Genomic DNA, 22,778 nt, shown 5'->3' with positions numbered 1-22,778 from the left:
CAGCAATCAACAATTAGCAATTTATTACTTAAACCGGCACGAGAGTAGCGTGATGTCATCGCTGAAGGTGGCCTCTTCGTTGTAAAGGTTTATTTCGCGCAGCAGCTGCAGGTGCAGCATGCGCGAACTCAGGAACCTGTTCTTCTGCAGGAACTTGATGGTGCCTTCTATGCCGAACTCTGCTTCATCCTCATCAAATACCTCGGTCAGGCCATCGGTATAGCACAACAGCACAGAATTATGTGGTATAGGTATTCTTGTAACCGACATAAACGGCAGCACATCGAATACGCCCAGCATGGTACAGCCTTCGTTTAGCAGCAGGTGCGTGTTGTCTTCGTGCAGCAGGATCGGTGAGTTGTGCCCGGCATTAACATAGCTAAGCTCGCGCGTTTTGCGGTTGTAAATGGCCAGGAACGTCGTGATAAACTTTTCAGCGATCGCGTTGCGGTAGATCAGGTGGTTCAGTTCGGCTACTACCGTGTTCAGGTCGGACGTCTGGCGCAGAATGGTGCGCAGGCCCGCCTGGAAGTTAGACATCAGCAACGAAGCCGGCACCCCTTTGCCCGACACGTCGGCTACGCAGAACAGAAACTGATCCTGGTCGATCTCGATAAAGTCGTAATAGTCGCCACCGATAGAGGAGTGCGGGATATAGCTGGCGTGTATGGCTACGTCTTTGTCGTTGGGCAGCGCCTTCGGGAACAGCATCGACTGTACTTCCCGGGCAATCTCAATCTCGCGGCGGATGGACTCCTGTGCCAGTCGCTGGCGAGCCATTTTGTGGTTCTCGATGGCTACGAGCATGATATTGGAAACCGTCTGCACAAAGTTCAGCGCCTCCATGTTGGTATAGTATGGCTGAATTTTGCCGATCATCACGAAAGCCAGCACTTTGCCGTTGTGCAGGATCGGGATCACGATCTCAAAACAACGCCATTTACGGTCTACACGCAGTTTAGACGTGTTGGTGATCTCGGTCAGGGAGATGATCTCTTCCGGAAGCTCCTGTTTGGTAAAGTCCTGCTCCGTGCCAAAACATACTTTGCACTCCCACTGCTCATCGTGCACAAACAGCGTCAGACGGCTGATCTGCAACTGCGCCAGCAGCGTGAATCGGTAGATCTTGTAAAGCGCCGCCTCAGGTAAGTTTTCATTGATAGCCTGCGTAATCTCAAGCAAAGCGGATAACTCTAGCTTTTTGAGATTAAGCTCTTGCTGCGTGTTCGGAACGATTATTTCAGGCATTCGAAATCGGGATTTTAGGGTCGTATGCATCGCGCAGGCCGTTACCTAACAGGTTGAAGGCCAGCACCAGTAAGCTGATGCATATACTAGGTAAAACTACTAAAAAAAGACCAGCCTTGGCACCTATCAACTGAAAACCTTCGTTCACCATCATGCCCCACGACGGTGCAGGCGGCTGCACACCAAGCCCCAAGAAACTCAGACCTGCCTCTACCAGAATGGCAGAAGCAAAGTTTGATGTAGCAATAACGATAAGCGGGCCAATCATGTTAGGCAAAAGATGCCTGTATATGATTTTATATTGAGGCACCCCCAACACGTTGGCTGCCTCTACATACGTTTTCTCTTTCAGGCTCAGTATCTGGCCCCGCACCACGCGTGCTACCTCCACCCACATGGTAAGACCTACGGCCACAAAAGCAACCCAAACGCCTTTGCTGTCCAGGGCAAGGCTGATAGCGATTACCAGCATGATGCTCGGCACCGACCATACCACCGTCATCAGGAAAAGCATCAGTTTGTCTACCCAGCCGCCAAAATAGCCGCCCAGAGCACCTATGGTAATGCCAACCAGCAGCGAGATGAGCACGGCCACAAAGCCAATACCCAGCGAAATGCGGGTGCCAAGAATAAGCCGGCTCAGCACGTCGCGCCCGGCTTTGTCGGTGCCCAGCCAGTAGGTGCGGTTCGTAATCTGTTCGTCTTTTATACGTTGCACCATGGCCTCTTTGCCCGCAGGCTGCGCCACTACATCCTTCAGCGCGAACGCCCTTACCTGGTCTGCCATGGCGTTGTTGCTGCGCAGCGGCTGCACAAACAGGCTGTCGCCGGCGAAAGTATAGCTCTCTATCGGAATCTCAGCGTAGGCGGCCGGTCTCCCGGAAAGTATAAATTCAAGAAAGTTAACGTCCTCTTCAGCCCCTTTCGTGCGGTTGATCTTTAAAAGCTGGGTAGAGAAGCCCGGCGATTTTTTCTGGATCTGCACCAGGCCGTTGTTTGCATTAGGCGTACTGTCGGGCATAAATACATATCCGCCTAGCGCCACCAGCACCGATAGTAAAATTACTAGCAGCCCAAACATAGCCGGCTTGTTCTGCAGCAATCGCTGCCGGATATAGTAGGAAGGAGGCCTTGAAACCACAGGCGCTTTGGTAAGAGGAGCCATTTAAATGGAATTATGTACTACCAGGCCAGCTTTCGTAGCCAGAAAATAATAGTCGTGGCAATGCTTGCTGAAAACAGCCGGATCGTAGTCGTGCTCAGTATCCTGATCTGGATATAGTATCCTGATATAGCCTTTCTCCAGCAGGTTTTTAAGTCCCGCACAAAGCTCGTCATCGGTTAGCGACAGCGTACTGCGCAAGTCGGGGTACGACGCGACAAAGTATAACTCGTCTAAAATTGAAAATTCGTTATCAGTCATCAGTTCCGGATTATCCTTCCCTTCCAGCTGTAGCGTCCGAATAAGCCGCAAACAGCTGTAAAAAGTACGTATGGTATATATACTAACTGCAACGGAAGCATGTAAAACAGGTACTGCTTCCTGCCAAAAAAGGTAAGTATACGCATTAAAAATAAGAAATCTATCGCAAACTTGGTAATATAAGCTGCTGCAAAAACAAACCAGGAGATCATACCTGTCAGCACCATCGGGATGGCTGCAAACAGTAACAGGTTGACCAGAAACACACTTAGTGCTACCAGTTGCACATGCCGTTGCTGGTACGATTTCCATTTGCTGGCCCAGCGCACGCGCTGCGCAATAAAGCTGCGGATAGTCTTGCGTGCTTCTGTGTGCACGATGGCCCTGCTGTCTTTGAGGAAGGCGATACGGCCGGGATATTTCTGATGGATCTTGTGCAGCAGAAATTCGTCGTCGCCGGATGCCAGGTGCTCGTTGCCGCTAAACCCTCCTACTTTTTCGAAAGCCTCTTTAGCATAGGCCAGGTTAGCACCGTTGCACATGTTGGGCTTCCCCATGCCGATGGAGGCTGCCCCTACCCCGATCAGTGAGGCAAACTCCACCAGCTGCATGCGCTCAAACAATGTATGGGTGTTGTGAAAACTGACAGGCCCGCTGATAAAGTATGGCTTACGGGAAGTATAAACCTGGGCATACAGTTGCAGCCACTCCGGTTGTACCCGGCAGTCGCCGTCGGTCAGCACCAGTAACTCGCCTGCCGATAGCTCCACTCCTTTTCTTACAGCTGCTTTCTTCTGCGTCAGCCCCTCATACGCTGCCAGTTGCACCAGGTGCAGGTTCAGCTCTGACGTTTTCCTGTATTCCTCAACTATGGTTGCTGTGCTGTCATCCGAATGATCATCTACCACCAGTACTTCAAATAGCGCTTTCGGATAGGTTTGCTGTTCCAGGTCCTGTAGCAGGTTGAGGATATGGCGCGCCTCGTTACGAACAGGAATGATAACAGAGAGCCTAGTTGATGGAGCGCGATCGGCTCCTGTTTCCACTACAGGCAATCGCTTCCAGGCAATCCAGCGCCGGATGATGAGGTAGCCATACACGGCAATGGATAGAAACAGCAGGATACTCACGCCGGCACTCCCTTCCTGAAGAACTTCAAGCGAAACACGAAAACCAACCCAATGGCACTGGGCACTGCAATGTTCAGGAGCCACAGGCTTAAACTGGCGCTGAGCACCTGCAGCCTTTCCTGGCCCAGCAGCCCGAATAGGTACATGGCCGACAGCTCGCGCACCCCAAGGTCAGACAACAGGGTAACCGATGGCACCACCGATTTGAGGAAAAAAGTGCCCGATACGCCGCTCAGGTACTCCAGCGGATGCAGGCGCACCCGGAACAGGAACAAAAGCAACACAAACTGGAGCAGGAACACCGCGTAGCGCCCCAGTGATAGCACCAGCAAACGCGTGATCTCAGCGGAAGTATAACTGGCCATGATCGCTACATAGTGCACTAGCCTACGCAAAGGCCGTACCGCCTCTACCAGCGCCACCATGGCCCGTGCATTGTACAGCAACACAAAGATGGCCACGTTTAAAGCCAGCAGCAGCAAAAGTATACTGGTACAGATGCCCGGGTACTGCATCCAGAAAAAGCGCACCATAAAGTATAAAAGCCCCAGCGTGCCGGCTGCCACCGTGGCTACCAGTTGGCAGAACCTTCCGATAAACACCGCCCCGATTGCTTCCAGGCGCTGGCTGCTGTGCAGTTCCAGCACACGGCCGGCGTAGTCGCCCAGGCGGTTGGGTGTAATGAAGCCCAGCGTCAGCCCCACCATCACGGCGCGGTAAGCGCGTAAAAAGGATATCTTCTCGATCTTGCTGCCCAGCAACTGCCACTTGCTGGCTTCAAAGCCCCAGTTTACAGGAATAAGTATGGCAGTAAGTATAAGCAAAAAGCGGTAAGGGCTTTCGGATGCGCTGCGCAGAATGCCGCCCCAGCTCAGGAGGGTATTGGGAGAGGTAAAAATGGCAGTGTACAGAAAGTATAGCGTCAGCAAAAGCACGGCGGCTTTGCCAAAAAATAAAAGGAACCTTCTGTTAGAAGTAATGTTCAAGATATTGTCTTAATTTTGTAGCCTTATGGTTTTCACTTCCGCACTTCCGCCTAATAAATTAATACTTGGTATAGACCCCGGCACGCAGGTTATGGGCTATGGTCTTATCGAAGTTACTGGTTCTAAGGTGCAAGTGATCCAATATGGCGTTATCCACCTGAAAAGTTACTCCAACCACGCCATCAAGTTAAAGAAAATTTTTGACCGCATGATACAGCTCATCGACGAGTACCTGCCCGACGAGCTGGCCATCGAGTCGCCTTTCTTTGGCGTGAACGTGCAAAGTATGCTGAAACTGGGCCGCGCCCAGGGGGTAGCCATTGCCGCTGCCCTGTCCCGCGACATCCCATACGTAGAGTATGCGCCTAAAAAAGTAAAGCAATCGGTTACAGGCAACGGTAACGCCTCTAAGGAGCAGGTGGCCAGCATGCTGGCCCAGATCCTGAAAATTCAGCCCGATCCGAAGCTTTTTGACGCGACCGACGCCCTGGGTGTAGCCCTTTGCCACCATTACCAGAAAGGTAACAACGCCAAACAGGGGGGTAAATCCTGGAAAGGCTTCCTGACCGACAATCCGGACAGACTGATTATCAAGTAAGAAAAATCAGCTAGGGCACTTTGTACCTGCAGTAATTTAAAGCTTCCGTGCTTTGGGTCTGTGAAATACTCTTACAATTATTACCTTTGACTTTTCGTACGCCTTAGAAAAGGTAAAGAAAGGTAGCTGCAATAACCTGAACCTTCCTGAAAGCCGTATGATGAGGTAAATTTAACAATGGATTTTCCTGCTGCCGGTTAAAGTTGAAGTGTAACCGGATTTCAGCCCGTCGAAATGGATTTAAGCAATAAGAATACAGAAAGTACACGCTCGCGCCGCAGATATGTTGTATCCAAAAGGCTGGACAGAATTTTTCTGGAACTAGGCGATGTCTACGCTTTTATAGCCCGATTTTTTAAGGAACTGTGGTTCCCTCCTTACGAGTTAAAGGAGATCATCAATCAGTGTTATGAGATCGGGGTTCGGTCGCTCCCGCTTATTTCTCTTACTGGCTTTATCATCGGTATCGTATTTACCAACCAGTCGCGCCCGTCGTTGGCTGATTTCGGCGCTGCAGCCCTGCTGCCTGCCCTGATCTCCGTGGCGATCATCCGGGCGATTGGCCCTTTGGTAACTGCCCTGATTGCGGCTGGTCGTGTAGCCTCAGGCATTGGAGCCGAGCTGGGCTCAATGCGCGTAACCGAACAGATCGATGCCATGGAAGTTTCGGCCACCAACCCGTACAAGTTCCTGGTTGTGAGCCGGGTGCTGGCTTCCACCCTCATGATCCCGGCCCTTACCATGTACACCACACTGGTATCGCTGCTGGGAGGTTATCTGAACATCCGCCAGAACGAGCAGACGTCGCTTACCACTTTCTTTTACCAGGTGTTCGAAGCCATCACCTTCCTGGATCTTGCAGCCTCGTCCGTTAAGTCCGTGATATTTGGTTTTACCATTGGCATGGTGGGTTGCTACAAAGGCTACAACTCCTCTAAAGGGACAGAAGGTGTGGGCAAGGCCGCCAACTCGTCCGTGGTAACGGCTATGTTCCTGATCTTTATCGAAGAACTGCTGATTATGCAGGTTATTAACGCCTTACGTTCGTTCTAACAGGCTATGAAAGAAATTAACCCGAGAATAGACAGAAGTAGAAAGGTTATCGAGATCAGAGGGCTGAAAAAAGCGTTCGATGATTTTGAGGTACTGAAAGGCGTGGACCTGGACCTGTACCAGGGCGAAAACCTGGTGGTGCTGGGCCGTTCGGGCACGGGCAAGTCTGTGTTGATCAAGATCATATCCGGCCTGTTAAAACCAGACGAAGGATACGTGAACGTGCTGGGAGAGGAAGTAGACAGACTCACGCCTAAAGAACTCGACGCCCTGCGCCTGAAGATCGGCTTCTCTTTCCAGAACAGTGCCCTTTACGATAGTATGACGGTGAAAGAGAACCTGGAGTTCCCGCTAATCCGCCATGCCAAAGACCTTACTCAGAAAGACCGGGACCGGATCATAAGTGTGGTACTGGAGGCTGTAGGGCTTTCTCAGGCGATGAACCAGATGCCTTCCGAGCTATCCGGCGGACAGAGGAAACGTATCGGTATCGCCCGTACGCTGATCCTGAAACCGGAGATCATGCTCTACGACGAGCCAACTGCAGGCCTTGACCCAATTACCAGTATCGAGATCAACAGGCTGATAAACGAGGTACAGCGCCGGTTTAACACATCTTCCATCATCATTACGCACGACCTGACCTGCGCCAAAGCCGTAGGCGACCGTGTGGTGATGCTGCTGGACGGGCAGTTTCAGCGACAAGGTACGTTTGACGAAGTGTTCGATACGAATGACGAACGCGTTAAAGCATTTTACAACTACAACTTTATAGACTAGATGAGTACATCTGATAATAAACGCTCCATTATAGTTGGGATATTTGTATTTCTGGCCATTGTAATTCTGATAGCCGGTATTTTTACATTGGGCGGCCAGCAGAAGCGGTTCATTGAGAGCATCGCAGTGCGGGCTGTTTTTAATGATGTCGCTGGCCTTAAAACCGGGAACAATGTCTGGTTTTCAGGCGTGAAGATCGGCACCATCAAAAACATAAGACTTCTCGGCGATTCGCAGGTCGAGATCACGATGAACATAGAAGAGCGTGTGCAGGAGTATATCCGCAAGGATGCCGTGGCCCGCATCAGCTCCGAGAGCTTTATCGGGAACAAAAATATTGTGATAGACGGCGGCTCGCAGAAAGCGGCCCCTGTTGAAGATGGGGACATTATCAAATCGGTGAGCCCTTTGAACACCGACGATATGATGGAGACCCTGCAGCGGAACAACAAAAACCTGGCAGCTATTACCGACGACTTCAAAGTACTAAGCGCGAAAGTAGTGCAGGGCGAAGGAACCGTAGGTGCCATACTTACAGACTCCATGCTGGCAAATAACTTCAGGGCAATGGTAGCCAACCTGCAGCAGGCCTCCCAGAATACGGTACGTGCATCCAACGCACTCACCAACTTCACTTCGAAATTGAATACAGAAGGGGCGCTTGCCAATGAATTGCTGACCGATACCACGGTTTACAGCGAACTGCGTACTTCTATGGCACAACTAAAACAGGCGACAACCTCGGCTGCCGAGCTAACCAACAACCTGAACGCCACCAGCGCCAAACTGAACAACAACAACAATGCAGTAGGCGTGCTGCTGGCCGACGAAGAGTTTGCCCGCCAGCTTAAAGGCACCATGCAGAACCTGGAGACCAGTACCCAGAAGTTTGACCAGAACATGGAAGCGCTGCAGAGCAATTTCCTGCTGAGAGGATACTTTAAAAAGCAGGAGAAGGAAGAGACCAAGAAGCAGGAGCAACTGAAAAGCCAGCCCCAGCAACCCGACACGACCAAACAGCAGTAATTAAAGTATAAAAAAGAAGCGGGGCAGCTAAACTGATTTAGCTGCCCCGCTTCTTTTTTATACTTATACTTTGTAAGATAGCTTAGCCGTGGTATTCCATGCGGATCTTTTCGGCTACCTCCTCCATTTCTTCTTTGCTGAATTGCTGTTTGTTAGCGAAGTTCATGTCCTGCATGCTATTGAGCGGTATCAGGTGTACGTGTGCGTGCGGCACCTCCAGGCCAACCACAGCTATACCGATACGCTTGCAGGGTACTGCTTTTTCAACAGCTTTGGCTACTTTTTTGGCGAACTCCATCAGGCCCAGGTACAGTTCATCATCCAGGTCGAAAATATAGTCGATCTGCTGCTTCGGTATTACCAGCGTGTGGCCCTTGGTTGTAGGAAACACATCCAGGAAAGCCAGGAAACGATTGTCCTCTGCTATTTTATAAGCCGGGATCTCTCCTTTTACAATCTTTGTGAATATCGAAGCTTCTTGCATAGTTTAGCGACTTATTTCCAGGATCTCGAACTGAATTTTACCGGCAGGAACTGTGATCTCGGCAACATCACCTACGGATTTACCCAGCAGCCCTTTACCGATTGGCGACTTAACAGAGATCTTGCCTGAAGCCAGGTCTGCCTCTTCTTCTGCCACCAAAGTATAGTCTACTACCATATTGTTCTTAAGGTTTTTGATCTTCACCTTCGAAAGGATCAACGCCTTGCTCATGTCAAGGTTCGATTCATCGATCAGGCGGGCGTTACCTACGATCTCTTCCAGTTTGGCGATCTTCAGTTCCAGGTGTCCCTGCGCATCTTTGGCAGCGTCGTATTCAGCGTTCTCGCTTAGGTCGCCTTTGTCGCGTGCCTCGGCCAGTTGGCGTGCTACTTCGGCACGGCCTTTTGTTTTGAGCTCTGCCAGTTCGTCTTTCAGCTTCTGTAAGCCTTCTGCAGTGTAATAAGAAAGATTGCTCATAATTCGGTTCTCACGTTTAAAACACAAAAACAAAAAGAACGGTTATGGCGTGCATAACCGTTCTTTTTGCCAAATATGTAAATGATATATTTAGTCTATTCTAATAGGCAGCTCTTCAAGTTAGTTCAGCTACCCCTTCCCAGCCATTTATTTCTGGTTTTTAGTTCAACCCGGGCTACCCCCATTGGGTTTCTGTTGAGGCAAATATACTAATTTTTTATATACAAGCAGAACTTGAAACACTTATTTATCGCCGCGCCGAAATGCCTGTAAAATAGATCTGTTAAAGTATAAACGTCATCTAAAAGCCCTTTTGTTCTGTTATCCTTATAAAGGAACGATCCCAACTTTTCAAATCAGCTGTTTGATCTTATCTACCAATACCTCGTTTATTTTTACGTACGATTCGTGCGTCCAGCCGGCAATGTGCGGTGTGAGCACTACGTTTTCGGAGGCTGCCAGGTAGTCAAAATCTGCCTGCTGCTGTGCGCTGAGTGTCTTTAATTTCTCATTTTCCAGCACATCCAGCGCCGCCCCTTTCAGTATTCCGGCCTTCAGGCATTGTACCAGCGCAGGCTGGTCCACCACTTCGCCCCTCGATGTGTTCATGAACCAGATACGTTTTTTGAAGGCCCGGAAAAAAGGCTCGCCTGCAAAGGCGCGGTTCTCCTTAAGGTATGGGATGTGCAGGCTTACGATATCGGCTTGGGCCTGTAGTTCCTCCAGGGAAACCCGCTCGGCCGGAGCTGAAACCTTTTCAGGAGCAAAACGATCGTAGGCCAGTATGCGGCAGCCAAACCCACTCAGCACCCGGGCAAAGCTTTGCCCCATGTTCCCGTACCCAATGATGCCTACTGTTTTTCCACTGATCTCTTCACCGCGGTTTTCTTCCCGCAGCCATACTTTGTCGCGCACCTGCCGGTCGCCACGGGCGATGTTGCGCATAAGCGCCAGTAGCATGCCCAAAGCATGCTCCCCTACTGCCTGCCGGTTGCCCTCGTTTGCGCCTATCAAGGCGATCCCCCGCTCCTCCAGGGCCTCGGCGTCAATATTGTCCAGCCCTGCCCCTGCCCTTGCTACGAATCTGAGCTTATCAGCCAGCTGAATGGTATCGGCCGTAATGCGCATTTTGCTACGCACAATCAATCCATCGAACCCGCTAAGCGCCTCTCTTACTTCCTCCGGCTTTATTTCGGGCCTGTAGTCTGCCTCAACGCCTATACGTTGCAGCATCGGGAAAATACTCGGGTGTACTTCGTCGATGATCAGGACACGGGGTTGGGAAGATTTGAGTTCTGATTTATGAGTCACAACAGTAAGAGAGTTTGGGAGTTAGAAGGTTAGAGAGTTAAAAAGTTAGAAGGTTATGTAACCTCGAAACACGAAAAACAACACATGAGACATGTCTATAGTTGTTTAAGAAAATGTAATTCGTAATTCTTTTACAGGTTATACAGCAGATGTGCCACCCCAAAGTAAATGGCCAGTCCTAACAGGTCGTTTGCGGTCGTAATAAAAGGACCTGCTGCAACTGCCGGATTGATGCCGATTTTATCCAGGAGCATTGGGGTAAGGGTACCCATCATCGATGCCAGCATAACCACTGAAAACAACGCCAACGATACCACCATCGCCAGTCTGAAGTCGTGCCAGAACAGGTACGTAAAGGCAAACACCAATGTAGAAATAATCAGCGCATTCAGCAGCGCCACCATGATCAGCTTAAAAATACGCTGGGCAAAGTTCTCGAATACCACGGCATTTGAGGACAGTGTCTGGATGATGATGGATGAAGACTGGATACCCACGTTGCCGCCAGTTGCAGTTATGAGCGGCACAAAAAGCGCCAGCGCCGGAAGTATGGCAATGTCGCTCTCGAACAGGCCCATAAACTTGGCTGCCAACAAGCCGCCCACCATTCCAATTACCAGCCACGGAATACGCGAACGCGAGATACGGAATACACTGTCGTCTTCTTCCACATTCTCGGAAATACCGGTCATGAGCTGACGGCTAAGTTCTGCCTGCTCCTGCATTACGTCTACCACGTCGTCGATGGTAATGCGGCCCAGCAACCGGCCCTGTATGTTCACAACCGGTATGGCCTCCAGGTCATACTTCTGCATGACGCTCACCACCTCGCTCTCGTCACGGAACGATTCAATTGAGATCACATCCGGGTTGTAGATGTCCTTTACCAGCTTATCGTCCTTTGCAAGCAGCAGTGTTTTCACACTCACACGACCTACCAGTATGTCTTTATTATCCACTACATACACCGTATAGATGCGCTCTACATCTTCGGCCTGCCTGCGTATCTCCTCGATACACTGCCGAACGCGCCAGTTCAGGTTCACTTTGATCAGTTCCTTCGCCATCAAACCGCCGGCACAATCCTCTTCGTAGTGCAGCAGGTCCAGGATGGCGGCAGCTTTCTCCTCGTTGTCAATTAGGGCGATCACTTCCTCACGCGTCTGCACCGAAAGCTCGTTCAGAATATCCACCGCGTCATCTGAATCCATCAGGTTCACATAACGGGCTATTTCCTGGCTGGTGAAGTTGCTCAGAAAGTCGTTGCGGATGTCGTAGTCAAGGTCACTGAGTATCTCGGCACCCACTTCCGGAGGCAGCAGGTCCAGCACATACTTCGATTCTATGGTATCCAGTTCATACAGCACCGTGGTGATATCTGCCGGATACATTTCAGCCATGGTCTCCAGGATAAATCCCGTGTCCTTACGCTCGATGGCCTCCTCTACCTGGTCAATATATTCACGTGTGATCTCTACCTGCATGGCTAACTGTTTTGCTCAATCAGTTGGGTTAGTTCTATAAATTGCTGCACCGAAAGCTGCTCTGCCCGCCTATCGAACACAGGCTGGGCCTTTACTTCGGGCGGCAGGTTAAACGTACGGAGCGAATTACGAAGCGTTTTGCGGCGGGTTCCGAAAGCAAGCTTCACCACTGAAAAGAAAAGCTTCTCGTCGCAGGGCAGGCTCTCCCTGTCGTTGCGCAGCAGCCGGATCACACCGGACTTTACCTTGGGAGGCGGGTGAAACACATGCTCGTGCACCGTGAATTTATACTCTATCGTATAAAAAGCCTGCAACAGCACGCTCAGAATGCCATAGGTTTTAGAGCCCGGAGGCGCTGCCAAACGCTCGGCCACTTCCTTCTGTATCATACATACTACTTCCGGAATGCGGTCGCGGTGCTCCAGCACTTTAAAAAATATCTGGCTGGAGATGTTGTAAGGAAAGTTTCCGATTACGGCAAACTTACCGGGGAACAGCTTGCTCAGGTCTGTTCTCAGGAAGTCAGCCGAAATAATGCGGTCCTGGAGCTGTGGGAAATGCTCCTTCAGGTAAGCAATTGATTCCCGGTCAATATCCACCACAGTGGTCTGGTACTCCTGGTGCTGCAACAGGTACTGCGTCAGCACGCCCATGCCAGGGCCGATTTCCAGCACATCGTGCCAGCCCAGGTGCTGCGTAAGCTGCTCCACAATTTTTATGGCGATATTCTGATCGGTCAGGAAGTGCTGCCCCAGGTGCTTTTTCGGACTTACTTTACTCACTTTATGTGTTTTATACTTTAAGCTAAAAACTATACTTTCCTGCCCAAAGCCGTTATACTTATTGATGATCCGTAATCCGGCGTAGGCTTACTGCCCGCGCTGATTTTCGCATTACGTTTTATACTTACTATATTGCAAACCCAAAGATACGAAGGAAGATGCCAACACAACTTAAATACAGCACAACATTAGGCAAAAATAGTGATCTGGTCTTGATCGTGCAGGCAGAACAGGTGCCCTCGCTGGAAGAATTTTCGGCAGAGGAAGCCGGCTATGTGAAACAGCAGGCAGAGCAGGATACAAAGATCATTGCGCTGAACCGCTACACACACCATGTATACGTTGTGGTAGCTCCGGCAGCAAAAACGCGTCCGGCTTATCAGGAAGCCTTGCGCCAGGCAGGCTATACGCTGCTGAAGCAACTCAAAGCGGATAAAATTAAAGAAGTAGCACTGGTTGATAAAACCGATACAGAGGCCGGTTTATACTTGGCCGAAGGTTTGTACCTGAGCAACTACCAGTTCCAGAAGTATAAAACAAAGGATGCCAAACCGAGCACCCTTCAAACAATAATTTTAACAGGCGAGCGCCTGAGTGAGCAAACAGTGCAGGAGCAGCAGAATCTGCTGGACGCTGTAACCCTTACGCGTGACCTGGTGAACGAAACGCCCAACAACCAGTCGGCCACACAGTTCAGCGAGCATTTGGAAGAGATCGGCCGCACAGCGGGTTTTAAAACCGAGGTGCTGGATGAGATCAAGATCCAGACCCTGAAAATGGGTGGACTGCTTGCCGTGAACATGGGCAGCGAAGAGCCACCTACCTTCACTATTATGGAGTGGAGCCCGAAAGGCGCTGCCAACAAAAAGCCATACATCCTGGTGGGCAAAGGCGTGGTATACGACACCGGCGGCCTGAGCCTGAAGCCAACCCCGCAGTCGATGGACTACATGAAATCGGACATGGCGGGTGCTGCAGCAGTAACCGGCGTGATGTATGCGCTGGCAAAAAACAACGTGCCGCTGCACGTGATCGCGTTAATCCCAGCTACCGACAACCGCCCTGGTGGCAAAGCCTACGCGCCCGGCGACGTACTGACCATGCACAACGGCATGACCGTGGAAGTACTGAACACCGATGCGGAGGGCCGGCTTATACTTGCCGACGCCCTGAGCTTTGCCCAGAAATACCACCCGGAACTGGTAATCGATATGGCTACGCTGACCGGTGCTGCCGCCCGTGCGATTGGCAAAGAAGGCCTGGTAGCCATGAGCAATGCCGGAGACGAAGTGATGGGTGCCTTGAAAAAAGTTGGCGAAGAAGTACACGAGCGCATTGTGGAGTTTCCGCTTTGGGAAGAGTACCGCAAGCACATCGAGTCTGATATTGCCGATATTAAAAACCTTGGTGGTGCTGAAGCAGGTGCTATCTCTGCAGGTAAGTTCCTGGAGTGCTTTACCAACTACCCTTGGGTGCACTTCGATATTGCGGGTACAGCATACCTGCTCGGCGAAGACTCTTACCGCGGCAAAATGGCAACCGGTTCAGGTGTTCGCCTGGTGTACAACTACCTTCGCTCACTGGCACAATAAGCAAACATGGACAACAAGTATAAAGCCAAGCTGGGCATCAGCATCGGAGACATCAATGGCATTGGGCCGGAAGTTGTGATCAAAACACTTTCGGACCAGCGCATCCTAAATTTCTGTACGCCTGTTATTTACGCCTCAGCGTCCCTTCTTAACAAGGTACGCAAAGCCCTGAGTGCCGAGCATTTTAACTACCAGCAGGTAGACCATGCCGATGCACTAGTGCCGCGGAAAGTAAACCTGATCAGTGTTTGGCAGGAGGATATTGAACTGACGCCTGGCAATCCGACCCCGGCATCCGGAAAGGCATCCCTAGCATCGCTGATGGCTGCCAGCGCCGATCTCAAAGCAGGCAAACTCGACGGACTGGTAACCGCTCCGATCGATAAAGACAACATTCAGGCAGAGGAGTTCCGCTTTCCGGGGCACACCGAGTTCCTGACCTCCTACTTCGATGCGGCCGACAGCCTGATGCTGCTTGTGAGCGGCGCCCTGCGCGTGGCAACCGTTACCGGGCATATGCCGCTCAAGGAGGTAGCCAATCGGCTCACCCCGGAGCTTATCATCCGCAAGATCACCATCCTGCTGGAGTCGCTTCGCCAGGACTTTGGTATCCTGAAGCCCCGCATTGCGGTACTGGGCCTGAACCCGCACGCAGGAGAAAAGGGGCTGCTCGGCACCGAGGAAATAGAGATCATCCGGCCGGCTATTATGCAGCTGAAAGATCGCGGACACCTGGTGTTCGGCCCCTACCCTGCCGATGGCTACTTTGGCATGCGCCAGTACCACCAGGTAGATGCGGTGCTGTCCATGTACCACGACCAGGGGCTGATCCCTTTTAAAACACTCGCTTTTGAGAACGGGGTGAATTATACGGCTGGCCTTCCGGTGGTGCGTACCTCTCCGGACCATGGTACCGCCTACGATATTGCCGGCAAGCACATCGCAGACGAAACCTCTTTCCGGGAAGCACTGTTTCTTGCCTGCGACATCATTAAAAAACGCACAATGGAACAAATGCCCGTTGTTTAATCGATGAGGTATTTTATTTGTCAGAATAATATTCTAATTTTGCATCTTTCAATAAAAAGTAGGTTGTGAAGAAGCTAAAAGATTATGAAATCGGCATAGCCAAACTCCCCAACAAGAAGCACTTGTACGAGTTTGACATGGACGACTCTTTCTTCGACTTGTTCGGAAAAGAGATCATATTGGGCGGGAACCTACATGCAAAGGTGGAGCTGGATAAGTCAGAAACTCTGCTTACGCTTCATTTTGACATAAAAGGTCATGTACGCCTTACCTGCGACCGAAGCCTGGAGGAATTTGATCATCCGGTAGATGTGCAGGAGGTTTTCCGTATGCGTTTCGGTCCTGAGAACATGGAACTGGATGAAGATTTGTGGCAGATCACATACGAGACCCAGTCTATTAATGTAGCGCAGCACCTGTATGACTTTGTAGTGCTTTCTTTGCCAATGAAAAAGCTGCACCCACGCTTTGTGGAGGAGCTTGAAGAAGATGAGGATAACGACGAAGACATCCTGATCTACTCATCTGGCAAGGCAGGCGACGACAAAGGAACCGATGAGGGCGACGATGATGAGGACATTGATCCTCGCTGGGACGCGCTCAGAAACCTGAACTAGAAAAAAATTTTAAGAAACAACCAAGTATAAACAGCAAGTAAATTTTTAACAAAAAATGGCACATCCTAAACGTAAGATTTCGAAGACCAGAAGAGATAAGAGAAGAACTCACCAAAAACTTTCTGAGAAAGCCATTGCAATCTGCCCTACTACAGATACAACACACCTGTTCCACCATGCTTACGTGGTAGAAGGTGACCTGTATCACAAAGGCAAACTGGCTATCAAAAATTATACAACGAACGCCCAGTAAGCGACACCTGCTTTAAATAAGTTCTGTATAATTTAACTTCATCCAGTACATGAGGATCGCCTTGGACGCTATGGGCGGCGATTACGCACCCGAAGCAATCGTTAAGGGTGCATTGCTCGCTGCTCCAAAGCTTGACAAAGAAGATGAAATCCTGCTCATTGGTAAAGAGGATATCATTCAGTCACTGTTACAAGAGTACGGGTATACAGGCTCTAACATCAAAATAGTTAATGCCACGCAGGTAGTAGAAATGGGCGAGCACCCGACAAAGGCGCTTACCCAGAAGCCTGACTCCAGCATTGCTGTTGGCTACGGCTTACTGAAAGCCGGCAAAGCAGATGCTTTCTGCAGCGCCGGCAACACAGGTGCCATGTTGGTTGGAGCTATGTTCAGCGTTAAAGCTATAGAAGGCATTTTAAGACCATCTATAGCCGGCCTGGTACCAAAACTGAAAGGCGGCTATGGCCTTATTCTGGATGTAGGCGCTAATGCCGACTGCAAACCGGAAGTACTGGAGCAATTCGGTGAGCTTGGCTCTATTTACGCCAAGTATGTGCTGGAAATAGAGAACCCTAAAGTAGGCCTCATGAACCTTGGGGAAGAGGAAGGCAAAGGCACTGTGGTTACACAGGCAGCCCACCAGCGCCTCAAGGCTAATACAAACATCAATTTCATCGGAAACATCGAAGGACGCGACATGTTCAATGATAAAGCCGATGTAATTGTTTGTGACGGCTACACGGGTAATATTATCCTGAAACTGGCCGAGTCGATCTACGACATTCTCAACGAGAAGAACATGCACGATCCTTTCTTCGACAAGTTTAACTACGAAGCCGAAGGAGGCAGCCCTATCCTGGGCATTAACGGCAATGCCGTAATCGGACATGGCGTATCGAGCCCGCTGGCCATTTGCAACATGGTAAAGCAGGCCCAGAAAATGGTCGCCTCTAAACTTTCAGAGCGATTTAAGAGAAATTACAGTGCGTAATCAGTGGCTACCGGCCACTGACAGAATATTAGTTTGGCATAACCTTAAGCAGTATCTTTTTTAGAAGAACTGACAGGTTATGCCAATTTTTTTTTATTAACTTGCCCCGGTTAATTCTTTCAACGCAAGATCATTTTTACATGAGTAAAGTTACCGCCGCCATCACAGGTGTGAGTGGCTATGTTCCCGATTACATTCTCACCAACAAAGAGTTGGAGACGATGGTAGATACCAACGACGAGTGGATAATGTCCCGCACCGGTATCAAAGAAAGGCATATCTTAAAAGGTGAAGGCCTGGGCACTTCCTACATTGGGGTAAAGGCGGTAAATGAATTGCTGAGAAAAACGAACACAAAGCCTGAAGAAATTGAGCTTCTGATCTGCGCTACCACCACGCCAGACATGCAGTTCCCGGCAACAGCCAACCTGATCACGGCTGAAGTTGGCGCGGTTAACGCGTTTGGCTATGACCTGCAGGCAGCCTGTTCCGGTTTTATGTATGCCCTGGCTACAGGAGCTAAATTCATCGAATCTGGCAGGTATAAGAAAGTAGTGGTGGTGGGTGCCGATAAAATGTCTTCCATTATCAACTACGAAGACCGCGCAACCTGTATTATTTTCGGCGATGGCGGCGGTGCCGTATTGCTGGAACCAAACACCGAAGGCCTCGGCTTGCAGGACGAGATTCTGAAATCAGACGGTACCGGCGCGCAGTTCCTGCACCAGAAAGCGGGCGGTAGCCGCAAACCAGCCTCTATAGAAACTGTTCAGGCCAAAGAACACTTTGTGTACCAGGAAGGACAAGCCGTGTTTAAATTCGCCGTGAAAGGTATGGCCGATGTGGCTGCCGAAGTAATGGAGCGCAACAACCTGACATCTGATGACATTGCCTGGCTGGTGCCTCACCAGGCCAACAAGCGTATTATTGAAGCTACGGCTAACCGTTGTGGCGTAAGCAGCGATAAGGTAATGCTTAATATCCACAAGTATGGCAACACCACCAACGGTACTATACCGCTTTGCCTGTGGGAGTATGAGAACCAGCTGAAGAAAGGTGATAACCTGATCATAGCTGCCTTCGGTGGCGGTTTCACTTGGGGTGCCATTTACCTGAAGTGGGCTTACGATCCTAAATAAAAAAGAAAACGGCCTTCGGGCCGTTTTTTTATGCTCATAGGTATGGTATAGTTTCACAGAAAGTATAAACCTGACTTTTCAGTAGTATATCCCACTCAGCTGTTAAAGCAAGGACCAGAACAAACGAAAAGTTCAGTTTATACTTTGTGGACGTACTGTTCCCTACTCTCCTGCTCTCACTCATTTTGCAAAGGCTTGTTGTGCTGTTGGCTCATGCAATCCCGGGAAATCATCGTTTGAGTGAACAGCCTCGGTCAACTTCGCCATCGAAAAGGCTCCGATCGCCATCACCAGATCCCGCACGGCAACATCCAGGTATTGTCCGCCTGCAACCAGGCTCAGCGCTATTGCAATTAGCCAGGCCGTTACAACATAGCCTCCTATTCGCGGCCTGAGCAGCACCATGATACCTGCTGCGATTTCTATCACACCCACCACCAGCATAAAGGTGTGCGGCGCGAATGGCAACAGATCGGCCAGTGCCGGGTTCAGGTATTTATCCCAATCGGTAAGCAGATGCGTGAATTTATCTGCACCGGCTACGATCGGAACAACCGCATAAGTATACATTAAAAGTGTTTGTACAGTCTTCAGAGACTGGGTGTTAATTGCTGCTGTTTTCATGATCAAGACCTCCTTTTTTAAATCTCGTTTTATGAGTTAGATGAAGTATAAATCAAATAGTTACAAACATCTGTAACTTCTTTGTACCCGCTGCATCTAACCAATAAAAACAAAGTATGAAAACACTGCTTAGCCATATCAACCAGGCACACCGGGTATCCGATACCGAAGTGGTAGAACGGGTGTTGGCTGGCGAGAAGGAGTTTTATGAAATACTCATGAGGCGCCATAATCAGAAACTATACCGAATCATCAGGAGCTACCTGCACGACGAGGAAGAGGTGGAGGACGCCATGCAGGATACGTACCTGAAGGCTTATAAGAACCTGAGCCAGTTCAGTTTTAAAGCACAGTTCTCCACATGGCTCATCCGGATAGGTATAAACGAGGCGCTCGGCAGACTCAGGCAGCAGAAAAAACTTGCCGCTTTTCACGACCAGAAAGATAATTTATCGGAGCTTACCCTGTTACAGCTTCCTGATACAAAAAATATGAATCCGGAACACAAGGCTATCCAGAAAGAGGTGAAACAACTGCTTGAGAAGGCAATTGATAAGCTGCCGGCAGCATACAAGACCATTTACATGCTCCGCGAAGTAGAAGAAATGAGTGTAACAGAAGTAGCCGCCTGCCTGAACCTATCAGAAAGCAACGTAAAAGTGCGCCAGCACCGGGCACGGCTGCTCCTGAAAGAAAGACTGTACGAAATGTCTGTCAACAGCGAAGTATTTGAATTCGGCTCGAGACGCTGCGACCGGATGGTAGAAAAAGTGATGGGTGCCTTGCCTTCATGACCTTGGCATAGCCGCAGTTTATCCGCTAAAGCTACGCTGGCAGGTAGCTTTAGCGGCTGCTATTATTCCTTTCTTAAAATTTCTTTTATCCCGCGTTCTAATGCACAACCCAGGTTCCTTATCTACAGGAGCAAAAGGTTGTTCATCTGAGTAGCAAACGGGTGGATTGTTTAGCATACAAGTACAAGCAGCAGATGTTCAAAGTATAGAGTTCTTCGCAGGTATAAACCATAACGCCTCGGTTTCAGCTAGCTGCAATCCGGAGTTTAAGCTTTTGCTCCCCTGATCAGATCAGCAACAAACTCTTTTTTCAGCACTTTTTCAGCAGATTAGCTAACTTTGTTTGCAAGACAGCGATTTGAACTATACTTTTATCGTTTCATTCTATTTACTCAGATTATAAACTATGGCAACCACAGCTGATATTAGAAATGGCGTTGTAATTGAGTACAACAACGACCTGTACCAGGTAATTGAATTCCAGCACGTTAAGCCAGGCAAAGGCCCTGCGTTTGTAAGAACCAAACTAAGAAATATCAGAAGTGGTAAAGTATTAGACAACACTTTCTCCGCAGGTCATAAAATCACAACTGCCCGCGTTGAGCAGCGCCCGCACCAGTTCATCTACAAAGACGACATGGGCTTTAACTTTATGGACATGAACACTTTTGAGCAGGTAACCCTGCCGGAAGAAATGGTGCCGTTTGCTGACCTGATGAAAGAAGGCCAGGAGGTAACCATCCTGTTCCATGCCGAGACGGAAACGCCGCTAACCTGCGAGATCCCTCCTTTTGTTGAGCTTACCATTACGTATACAGAGCCGGGCCTGAAAGGGGACACCGCAACAAACGCTTCTAAACCAGCCATCGTGGAGACCGGTGCTACCATTCAGGTACCGCTGTTCATAGGCCAGGACGAAAAAATAAAAGTAGACACTCGTACTTATTCTTACGCAGAAAGAGTAAAATAACACATGAAAGCTAAAGAAATCCAGGACCTTATCGACTTTATCGCCAAATCAGGGCTGAACAAAGTTAACATTGAGACAGAAGAGTTTAAGATATCGGTAACGCGCGAGCCGGACCAGAAAGTGAAGTACATCCAGGAGGCCGCTCAGGTTGCTCCTGCTGCTTTACCTGCTGCCCCTGCTGCTCCGGCCCCGGCATCACAGCCAGTAGCCGCAGCGCCTGCGCCAGCCGCTCCTGCTGCCGCTCCAGCCTCCGACGAGAGCCGTTATGTAGCCATCAAAGCACCGATGATCGGTACCTTCTACCGTGCTTCCAGCCCGGACAAGCCTTCTTTTGTTAACGTAGGCGATGAAGTGAAAAAAGGGCAGGTTATCTGCATTATCGAAGCCATGAAACTGTTCAACGAGATTGAATCAGAAGTATCGGGCAAGATTGTGAAAGTATTGGTAGATAACTCTTCTCCGGTAGAGTATGACCAGCCGCTTTTCCTGGTAGACCCAAGCTAATAGTTCAAATTTGAAAATTTGAAAATGAGAAAATTTGAAAATGGAGATGGTGTGATAAACGTCTCCATTTTCATTGTTTACAATTTTCAAATCTACAAATCTTCAAATCTCCAAATCTGATACAATGTTTAAAAAGATACTGATTGCCAACAGGGGCGAGATTGCACTGCGCATCATCCGTACCTGTAAAGAAATGGGCATCAAAACGGTAGCCGTATACTCTACTGCCGATAAAGAAAGCCTGCACGTACGTTTTGCCGACGAAGCGGTTTGCATTGGCCCGCCGCCAAGCGCCCAGTCTTACCTGAACATACCAAACCTGATCGCAGCCGCCGAGATCACCAACGCCGACGCGATTCACCCGGGTTATGGCTTCCTTTCTGAAAATGCGGAGTTTTCACGCATCTGCGCTGAAAACAACATCAAGTTTATCGGTGCCACGCCAGATATGATCAACTCCATGGGAGACAAGTCGTCGGCGAAGGCAACTATGAAAAAAGCCGGCGTACCAACCATACCTGGCTCTGAAGGCTTGCTGAAGACTTGTGAAGAAGGTGTAAAACTGGCCCACAAGATCAAATACCCGGTTATCCTGAAAGCGACTGCCGGTGGCGGTGGCCGTGGTATGCGTATCGTGAAAAACGATATGGAGTTCGAGAAAGCCTGGAACGACGCCCGTGCCGAAGCCAAAGCCGCTTTCGGAAACGACGGTTTATACTTAGAGAAGTTCATTGAAGAGCCTCGCCACATCGAGATACAGCTCATCGGTGACCAGCACGGCAACGTAGCCCACCTTTCTGAGCGTGACTGCTCTATCCAGCGCCGTCACCAGAAACTCGTGGAAGAGACGCCATCTCCGTTCATTACCGACGAGCTTCGCGACCAGATGGGCCAGGCTGCCATTGCAGGTGCCAAGGCCATCAACTACGAAGGTGTGGGTACGATCGAGTTCCTGGTAGACAAGAACCGCGACTTCTACTTTATGGAAATGAACACGCGTATCCAGGTGGAGCACCCGATCACGGAAGAAGTAATTGACTACGACCTGATCAAGGAGCAGATCAAAGTGGCTGCCGGTGAGAAGATCACGGGCAAGAACTACTACCCGAAGATGCACGCCATCGAATGCCGCATCAACGCAGAGGATCCAAAGAACAACTTCCGTCCGAGCCCAGGTAAAATTACGAACCTGCACGTGCCAGGCGGCCACGGTGTGCGCGTAGACTCGCACGTTTATTCTGGCTATACCATCCCGTCTAACTACGACTCCATGATCGCGAAACTGATCGTGAGCGCGCAGACGCGAGAAGAGGCCCTGGTTAAAATGAAGCGTGCCCTGAGCGAGTTCGTGATCGAAGGTATCAAGACAACGGTGCCGTTCCACCTGAAGCTGATGGATGACCCTGGCTTTAAGGAAGGTAACTTCACGACAGCTTACCTGGAAAATTTTGACTTCAGCACCTTGTAAGAAGTAAAAATACCA

25 protein-coding genes are annotated in these 22,778 nt (G+C 49.8%); 14 read left to right on the top strand and 11 right to left on the bottom strand.

The window, feature by feature from the left end:
- Window positions 1-24: 24 nt before the first annotated feature.
- From MJ611_RS08725 to MJ611_RS08705, 5 genes are read right to left on the bottom strand one after another with little or no spacing between them, the layout of a single operon-like run.
- Window positions 25-1,248, bottom strand: coding sequence for a PP2C family protein-serine/threonine phosphatase (locus MJ611_RS08725; protein ID WP_250429289.1), 1,224 nt, complete (start codon window positions 1,246-1,248; stop codon window positions 25-27).
- A complete protein-coding gene (locus MJ611_RS08720; RefSeq protein WP_250429288.1) occupies window positions 1,241-2,413 on the bottom strand; it encodes an ABC transporter permease in 1,173 nt (390 codons plus the stop codon). Before MJ611_RS08720 ends, MJ611_RS08725 begins: the two co-directional genes overlap by 8 nt.
- The gene (locus MJ611_RS08715; protein WP_250429287.1) at window positions 2,414-2,671 is read right to left on the bottom strand and encodes a hypothetical protein; all 258 of its coding nucleotides are present in this window, start codon (window positions 2,669-2,671) and stop codon (window positions 2,414-2,416) included.
- Window positions 2,671-3,885, bottom strand: coding sequence for a glycosyltransferase family 2 protein (locus MJ611_RS08710; protein WP_250429286.1), 1,215 nt, complete (start codon window positions 3,883-3,885; stop codon window positions 2,671-2,673). Before MJ611_RS08710 ends, MJ611_RS08715 begins: the two co-directional genes overlap by 1 nt.
- Complete coding sequence (locus MJ611_RS08705) at window positions 3,798-4,787, bottom strand: lysylphosphatidylglycerol synthase domain-containing protein (RefSeq protein WP_250429285.1); 990 nt, start codon at window positions 4,785-4,787, stop codon at window positions 3,798-3,800. The genes MJ611_RS08710 and MJ611_RS08705 overlap by 88 nt, the downstream gene beginning before the upstream one ends.
- Before the next feature lie 25 nt (window positions 4,788-4,812).
- Between MJ611_RS08705 and ruvC the strand changes: the two genes are divergently transcribed.
- From ruvC to MJ611_RS08685, 4 genes are all read left to right on the top strand, one after another.
- Window positions 4,813-5,385 (top strand): crossover junction endodeoxyribonuclease RuvC, encoded by a 573-nt coding sequence (gene ruvC / locus MJ611_RS08700; protein WP_262921633.1) that lies wholly within the window; start codon window positions 4,813-4,815, stop codon window positions 5,383-5,385.
- Window positions 5,386-5,619: 234 nt separating this feature from the next.
- On the top strand, window positions 5,620-6,438 hold the full coding sequence (locus tag MJ611_RS08695; protein ID WP_250429284.1) for an MlaE family ABC transporter permease: 819 nt from the start codon (window positions 5,620-5,622) through the stop codon (window positions 6,436-6,438).
- A gap of 6 nt (window positions 6,439-6,444) precedes the next feature.
- Entirely contained in the window at window positions 6,445-7,218 is a 774-nt protein-coding gene (locus tag MJ611_RS08690; protein ID WP_250429283.1) for an ABC transporter ATP-binding protein, read from the top strand.
- Window positions 7,219-8,244, top strand: coding sequence for an MlaD family protein (locus tag MJ611_RS08685; RefSeq protein WP_250429282.1), 1,026 nt, complete (start codon window positions 7,219-7,221; stop codon window positions 8,242-8,244).
- Between the two features lie 82 nt (window positions 8,245-8,326).
- On the opposite strand, the gene MJ611_RS08680 is transcribed toward MJ611_RS08685, so the two are convergent.
- The 5 genes from MJ611_RS08680 to rsmA form a co-directional block, all read right to left on the bottom strand.
- On the bottom strand, window positions 8,327-8,728 hold the full coding sequence (locus MJ611_RS08680) for an HIT family protein (RefSeq protein WP_250429281.1): 402 nt from the start codon (window positions 8,726-8,728) through the stop codon (window positions 8,327-8,329).
- 3 nt (window positions 8,729-8,731) lie between these two features.
- Window positions 8,732-9,205, bottom strand: coding sequence for a transcription elongation factor GreA (greA, locus tag MJ611_RS08675; RefSeq protein WP_250429280.1), 474 nt, complete (start codon window positions 9,203-9,205; stop codon window positions 8,732-8,734).
- A 351-nt stretch (window positions 9,206-9,556) separates the two neighbouring features.
- Complete coding sequence (locus MJ611_RS08670; protein ID WP_250429279.1) at window positions 9,557-10,516, bottom strand: NAD(P)-dependent oxidoreductase; 960 nt, start codon at window positions 10,514-10,516, stop codon at window positions 9,557-9,559.
- Window positions 10,517-10,647: 131 nt separating this feature from the next.
- Window positions 10,648-12,000, bottom strand: a complete 1,353-nt coding sequence (gene mgtE, locus MJ611_RS08665; protein WP_250429278.1) for a magnesium transporter — start codon at window positions 11,998-12,000, stop codon at window positions 10,648-10,650.
- A 2-nt stretch (window positions 12,001-12,002) separates the two neighbouring features.
- On the bottom strand, window positions 12,003-12,782 hold the full coding sequence (gene rsmA, locus MJ611_RS08660; protein ID WP_250429277.1) for a 16S rRNA (adenine(1518)-N(6)/adenine(1519)-N(6))-dimethyltransferase RsmA: 780 nt from the start codon (window positions 12,780-12,782) through the stop codon (window positions 12,003-12,005).
- A 158-nt stretch (window positions 12,783-12,940) separates the two neighbouring features.
- Here rsmA and MJ611_RS08655 point away from each other — a divergent pair, with 158 nt between their 5' ends.
- The 6 genes from MJ611_RS08655 to MJ611_RS08630 all read left to right on the top strand — a co-directional run bounded on the left by MJ611_RS08655 (window position 12,941) and on the right by MJ611_RS08630 (window position 18,403).
- Window positions 12,941-14,374 (top strand): leucyl aminopeptidase family protein, encoded by a 1,434-nt coding sequence (locus tag MJ611_RS08655; protein ID WP_250429276.1) that lies wholly within the window; start codon window positions 12,941-12,943, stop codon window positions 14,372-14,374.
- 6 nt (window positions 14,375-14,380) lie between these two features.
- On the top strand, window positions 14,381-15,403 hold the full coding sequence (gene pdxA, locus MJ611_RS08650; RefSeq protein ID WP_250429275.1) for a 4-hydroxythreonine-4-phosphate dehydrogenase PdxA: 1,023 nt from the start codon (window positions 14,381-14,383) through the stop codon (window positions 15,401-15,403).
- A gap of 65 nt (window positions 15,404-15,468) precedes the next feature.
- Window positions 15,469-16,020, top strand: coding sequence for a YceD family protein (locus tag MJ611_RS08645; protein WP_250429274.1), 552 nt, complete (start codon window positions 15,469-15,471; stop codon window positions 16,018-16,020).
- A gap of 55 nt (window positions 16,021-16,075) precedes the next feature.
- Window positions 16,076-16,273 (top strand): 50S ribosomal protein L32, encoded by a 198-nt coding sequence (gene rpmF, locus MJ611_RS08640; protein ID WP_250429273.1) that lies wholly within the window; start codon window positions 16,076-16,078, stop codon window positions 16,271-16,273.
- A gap of 49 nt (window positions 16,274-16,322) precedes the next feature.
- Window positions 16,323-17,264 (top strand): phosphate acyltransferase PlsX, encoded by a 942-nt coding sequence (gene plsX / locus MJ611_RS08635; protein WP_250429272.1) that lies wholly within the window; start codon window positions 16,323-16,325, stop codon window positions 17,262-17,264.
- A gap of 140 nt (window positions 17,265-17,404) precedes the next feature.
- Window positions 17,405-18,403, top strand: a complete 999-nt coding sequence (locus tag MJ611_RS08630; RefSeq protein ID WP_250429271.1) for a beta-ketoacyl-ACP synthase III — start codon at window positions 17,405-17,407, stop codon at window positions 18,401-18,403.
- Window positions 18,404-18,583: 180 nt separating this feature from the next.
- Here MJ611_RS08630 and MJ611_RS08625 read toward each other — a convergent pair whose 3' ends face one another.
- Window positions 18,584-19,027, bottom strand: coding sequence for a hypothetical protein (locus tag MJ611_RS08625; RefSeq protein ID WP_250429270.1), 444 nt, complete (start codon window positions 19,025-19,027; stop codon window positions 18,584-18,586).
- A gap of 116 nt (window positions 19,028-19,143) precedes the next feature.
- Between MJ611_RS08625 and MJ611_RS08620 the strand changes: the two genes are divergently transcribed.
- The 4 genes from MJ611_RS08620 to accC all read left to right on the top strand — a co-directional run bounded on the left by MJ611_RS08620 (window position 19,144) and on the right by accC (window position 22,763).
- Entirely contained in the window at window positions 19,144-19,821 is a 678-nt protein-coding gene (locus tag MJ611_RS08620) for an RNA polymerase sigma factor (RefSeq protein WP_250429269.1), read from the top strand.
- Between the two features lie 406 nt (window positions 19,822-20,227).
- Window positions 20,228-20,791, top strand: coding sequence for an elongation factor P (gene efp, locus MJ611_RS08615; RefSeq protein ID WP_250429268.1), 564 nt, complete (start codon window positions 20,228-20,230; stop codon window positions 20,789-20,791).
- 3 nt (window positions 20,792-20,794) lie between these two features.
- Entirely contained in the window at window positions 20,795-21,295 is a 501-nt protein-coding gene (gene accB / locus MJ611_RS08610; protein ID WP_250429267.1) for an acetyl-CoA carboxylase biotin carboxyl carrier protein, read from the top strand.
- A 124-nt stretch (window positions 21,296-21,419) separates the two neighbouring features.
- On the top strand, window positions 21,420-22,763 hold the full coding sequence (gene accC / locus MJ611_RS08605; protein ID WP_250429266.1) for an acetyl-CoA carboxylase biotin carboxylase subunit: 1,344 nt from the start codon (window positions 21,420-21,422) through the stop codon (window positions 22,761-22,763).
- Window positions 22,764-22,778 lie beyond the last annotated feature (15 nt).

The organism is Pontibacter ruber (assembly GCF_023630205.1).
Lineage (GTDB): Bacteria > Bacteroidota > Bacteroidia > Cytophagales > Hymenobacteraceae > Pontibacter > Pontibacter ruber.
This window is presented reverse-complemented; position numbering and strand designations above follow the sequence as displayed.

What these genes read in the sequence shown, in the direction of transcription:
- MJ611_RS08690 (WP_250429283.1), top strand. Translation starts at nt 6,445, where the DNA reads ATGAAAGAAATTAACCCGAGAATAGACAGAAGTAGAAAGGTTATCGAG.
- MJ611_RS08625 (WP_250429270.1), bottom strand. Translation starts at nt 19,027, where the DNA reads ATGAAAACAGCAGCAATTAACACCCAGTCTCTGAAGACTGTACAAACA.
- accC (WP_250429266.1), top strand. Translation starts at nt 21,420, where the DNA reads ATGTTTAAAAAGATACTGATTGCCAACAGGGGCGAGATTGCACTGCGC.
- MJ611_RS08630 (WP_250429271.1), top strand. Translation starts at nt 17,405, where the DNA reads ATGAGTAAAGTTACCGCCGCCATCACAGGTGTGAGTGGCTATGTTCCC.
- MJ611_RS08685 (WP_250429282.1), top strand. Translation starts at nt 7,219, where the DNA reads ATGAGTACATCTGATAATAAACGCTCCATTATAGTTGGGATATTTGTA.
- plsX (WP_250429272.1), top strand. Translation starts at nt 16,323, where the DNA reads ATGAGGATCGCCTTGGACGCTATGGGCGGCGATTACGCACCCGAAGCA.
- ruvC (WP_262921633.1), top strand. Translation starts at nt 4,813, where the DNA reads ATGGTTTTCACTTCCGCACTTCCGCCTAATAAATTAATACTTGGTATA.
- MJ611_RS08695 (WP_250429284.1), top strand. Translation starts at nt 5,620, where the DNA reads ATGGATTTAAGCAATAAGAATACAGAAAGTACACGCTCGCGCCGCAGA.
- efp (WP_250429268.1), top strand. Translation starts at nt 20,228, where the DNA reads ATGGCAACCACAGCTGATATTAGAAATGGCGTTGTAATTGAGTACAAC.
- greA (WP_250429280.1), bottom strand. Translation starts at nt 9,205, where the DNA reads ATGAGCAATCTTTCTTATTACACTGCAGAAGGCTTACAGAAGCTGAAA.
- MJ611_RS08680 (WP_250429281.1), bottom strand. Translation starts at nt 8,728, where the DNA reads ATGCAAGAAGCTTCGATATTCACAAAGATTGTAAAAGGAGAGATCCCG.
- MJ611_RS08655 (WP_250429276.1), top strand. Translation starts at nt 12,941, where the DNA reads ATGCCAACACAACTTAAATACAGCACAACATTAGGCAAAAATAGTGAT.
- MJ611_RS08620 (WP_250429269.1), top strand. Translation starts at nt 19,144, where the DNA reads ATGAAAACACTGCTTAGCCATATCAACCAGGCACACCGGGTATCCGAT.
- mgtE (WP_250429278.1), bottom strand. Translation starts at nt 12,000, where the DNA reads ATGCAGGTAGAGATCACACGTGAATATATTGACCAGGTAGAGGAGGCC.
- accB (WP_250429267.1), top strand. Translation starts at nt 20,795, where the DNA reads ATGAAAGCTAAAGAAATCCAGGACCTTATCGACTTTATCGCCAAATCA.
- MJ611_RS08720 (WP_250429288.1), bottom strand. Translation starts at nt 2,413, where the DNA reads ATGGCTCCTCTTACCAAAGCGCCTGTGGTTTCAAGGCCTCCTTCCTAC.
- MJ611_RS08725 (WP_250429289.1), bottom strand. Translation starts at nt 1,248, where the DNA reads ATGCCTGAAATAATCGTTCCGAACACGCAGCAAGAGCTTAATCTCAAA.
- rpmF (WP_250429273.1), top strand. Translation starts at nt 16,076, where the DNA reads ATGGCACATCCTAAACGTAAGATTTCGAAGACCAGAAGAGATAAGAGA.
- pdxA (WP_250429275.1), top strand. Translation starts at nt 14,381, where the DNA reads ATGGACAACAAGTATAAAGCCAAGCTGGGCATCAGCATCGGAGACATC.
- MJ611_RS08715 (WP_250429287.1), bottom strand. Translation starts at nt 2,671, where the DNA reads ATGACTGATAACGAATTTTCAATTTTAGACGAGTTATACTTTGTCGCG.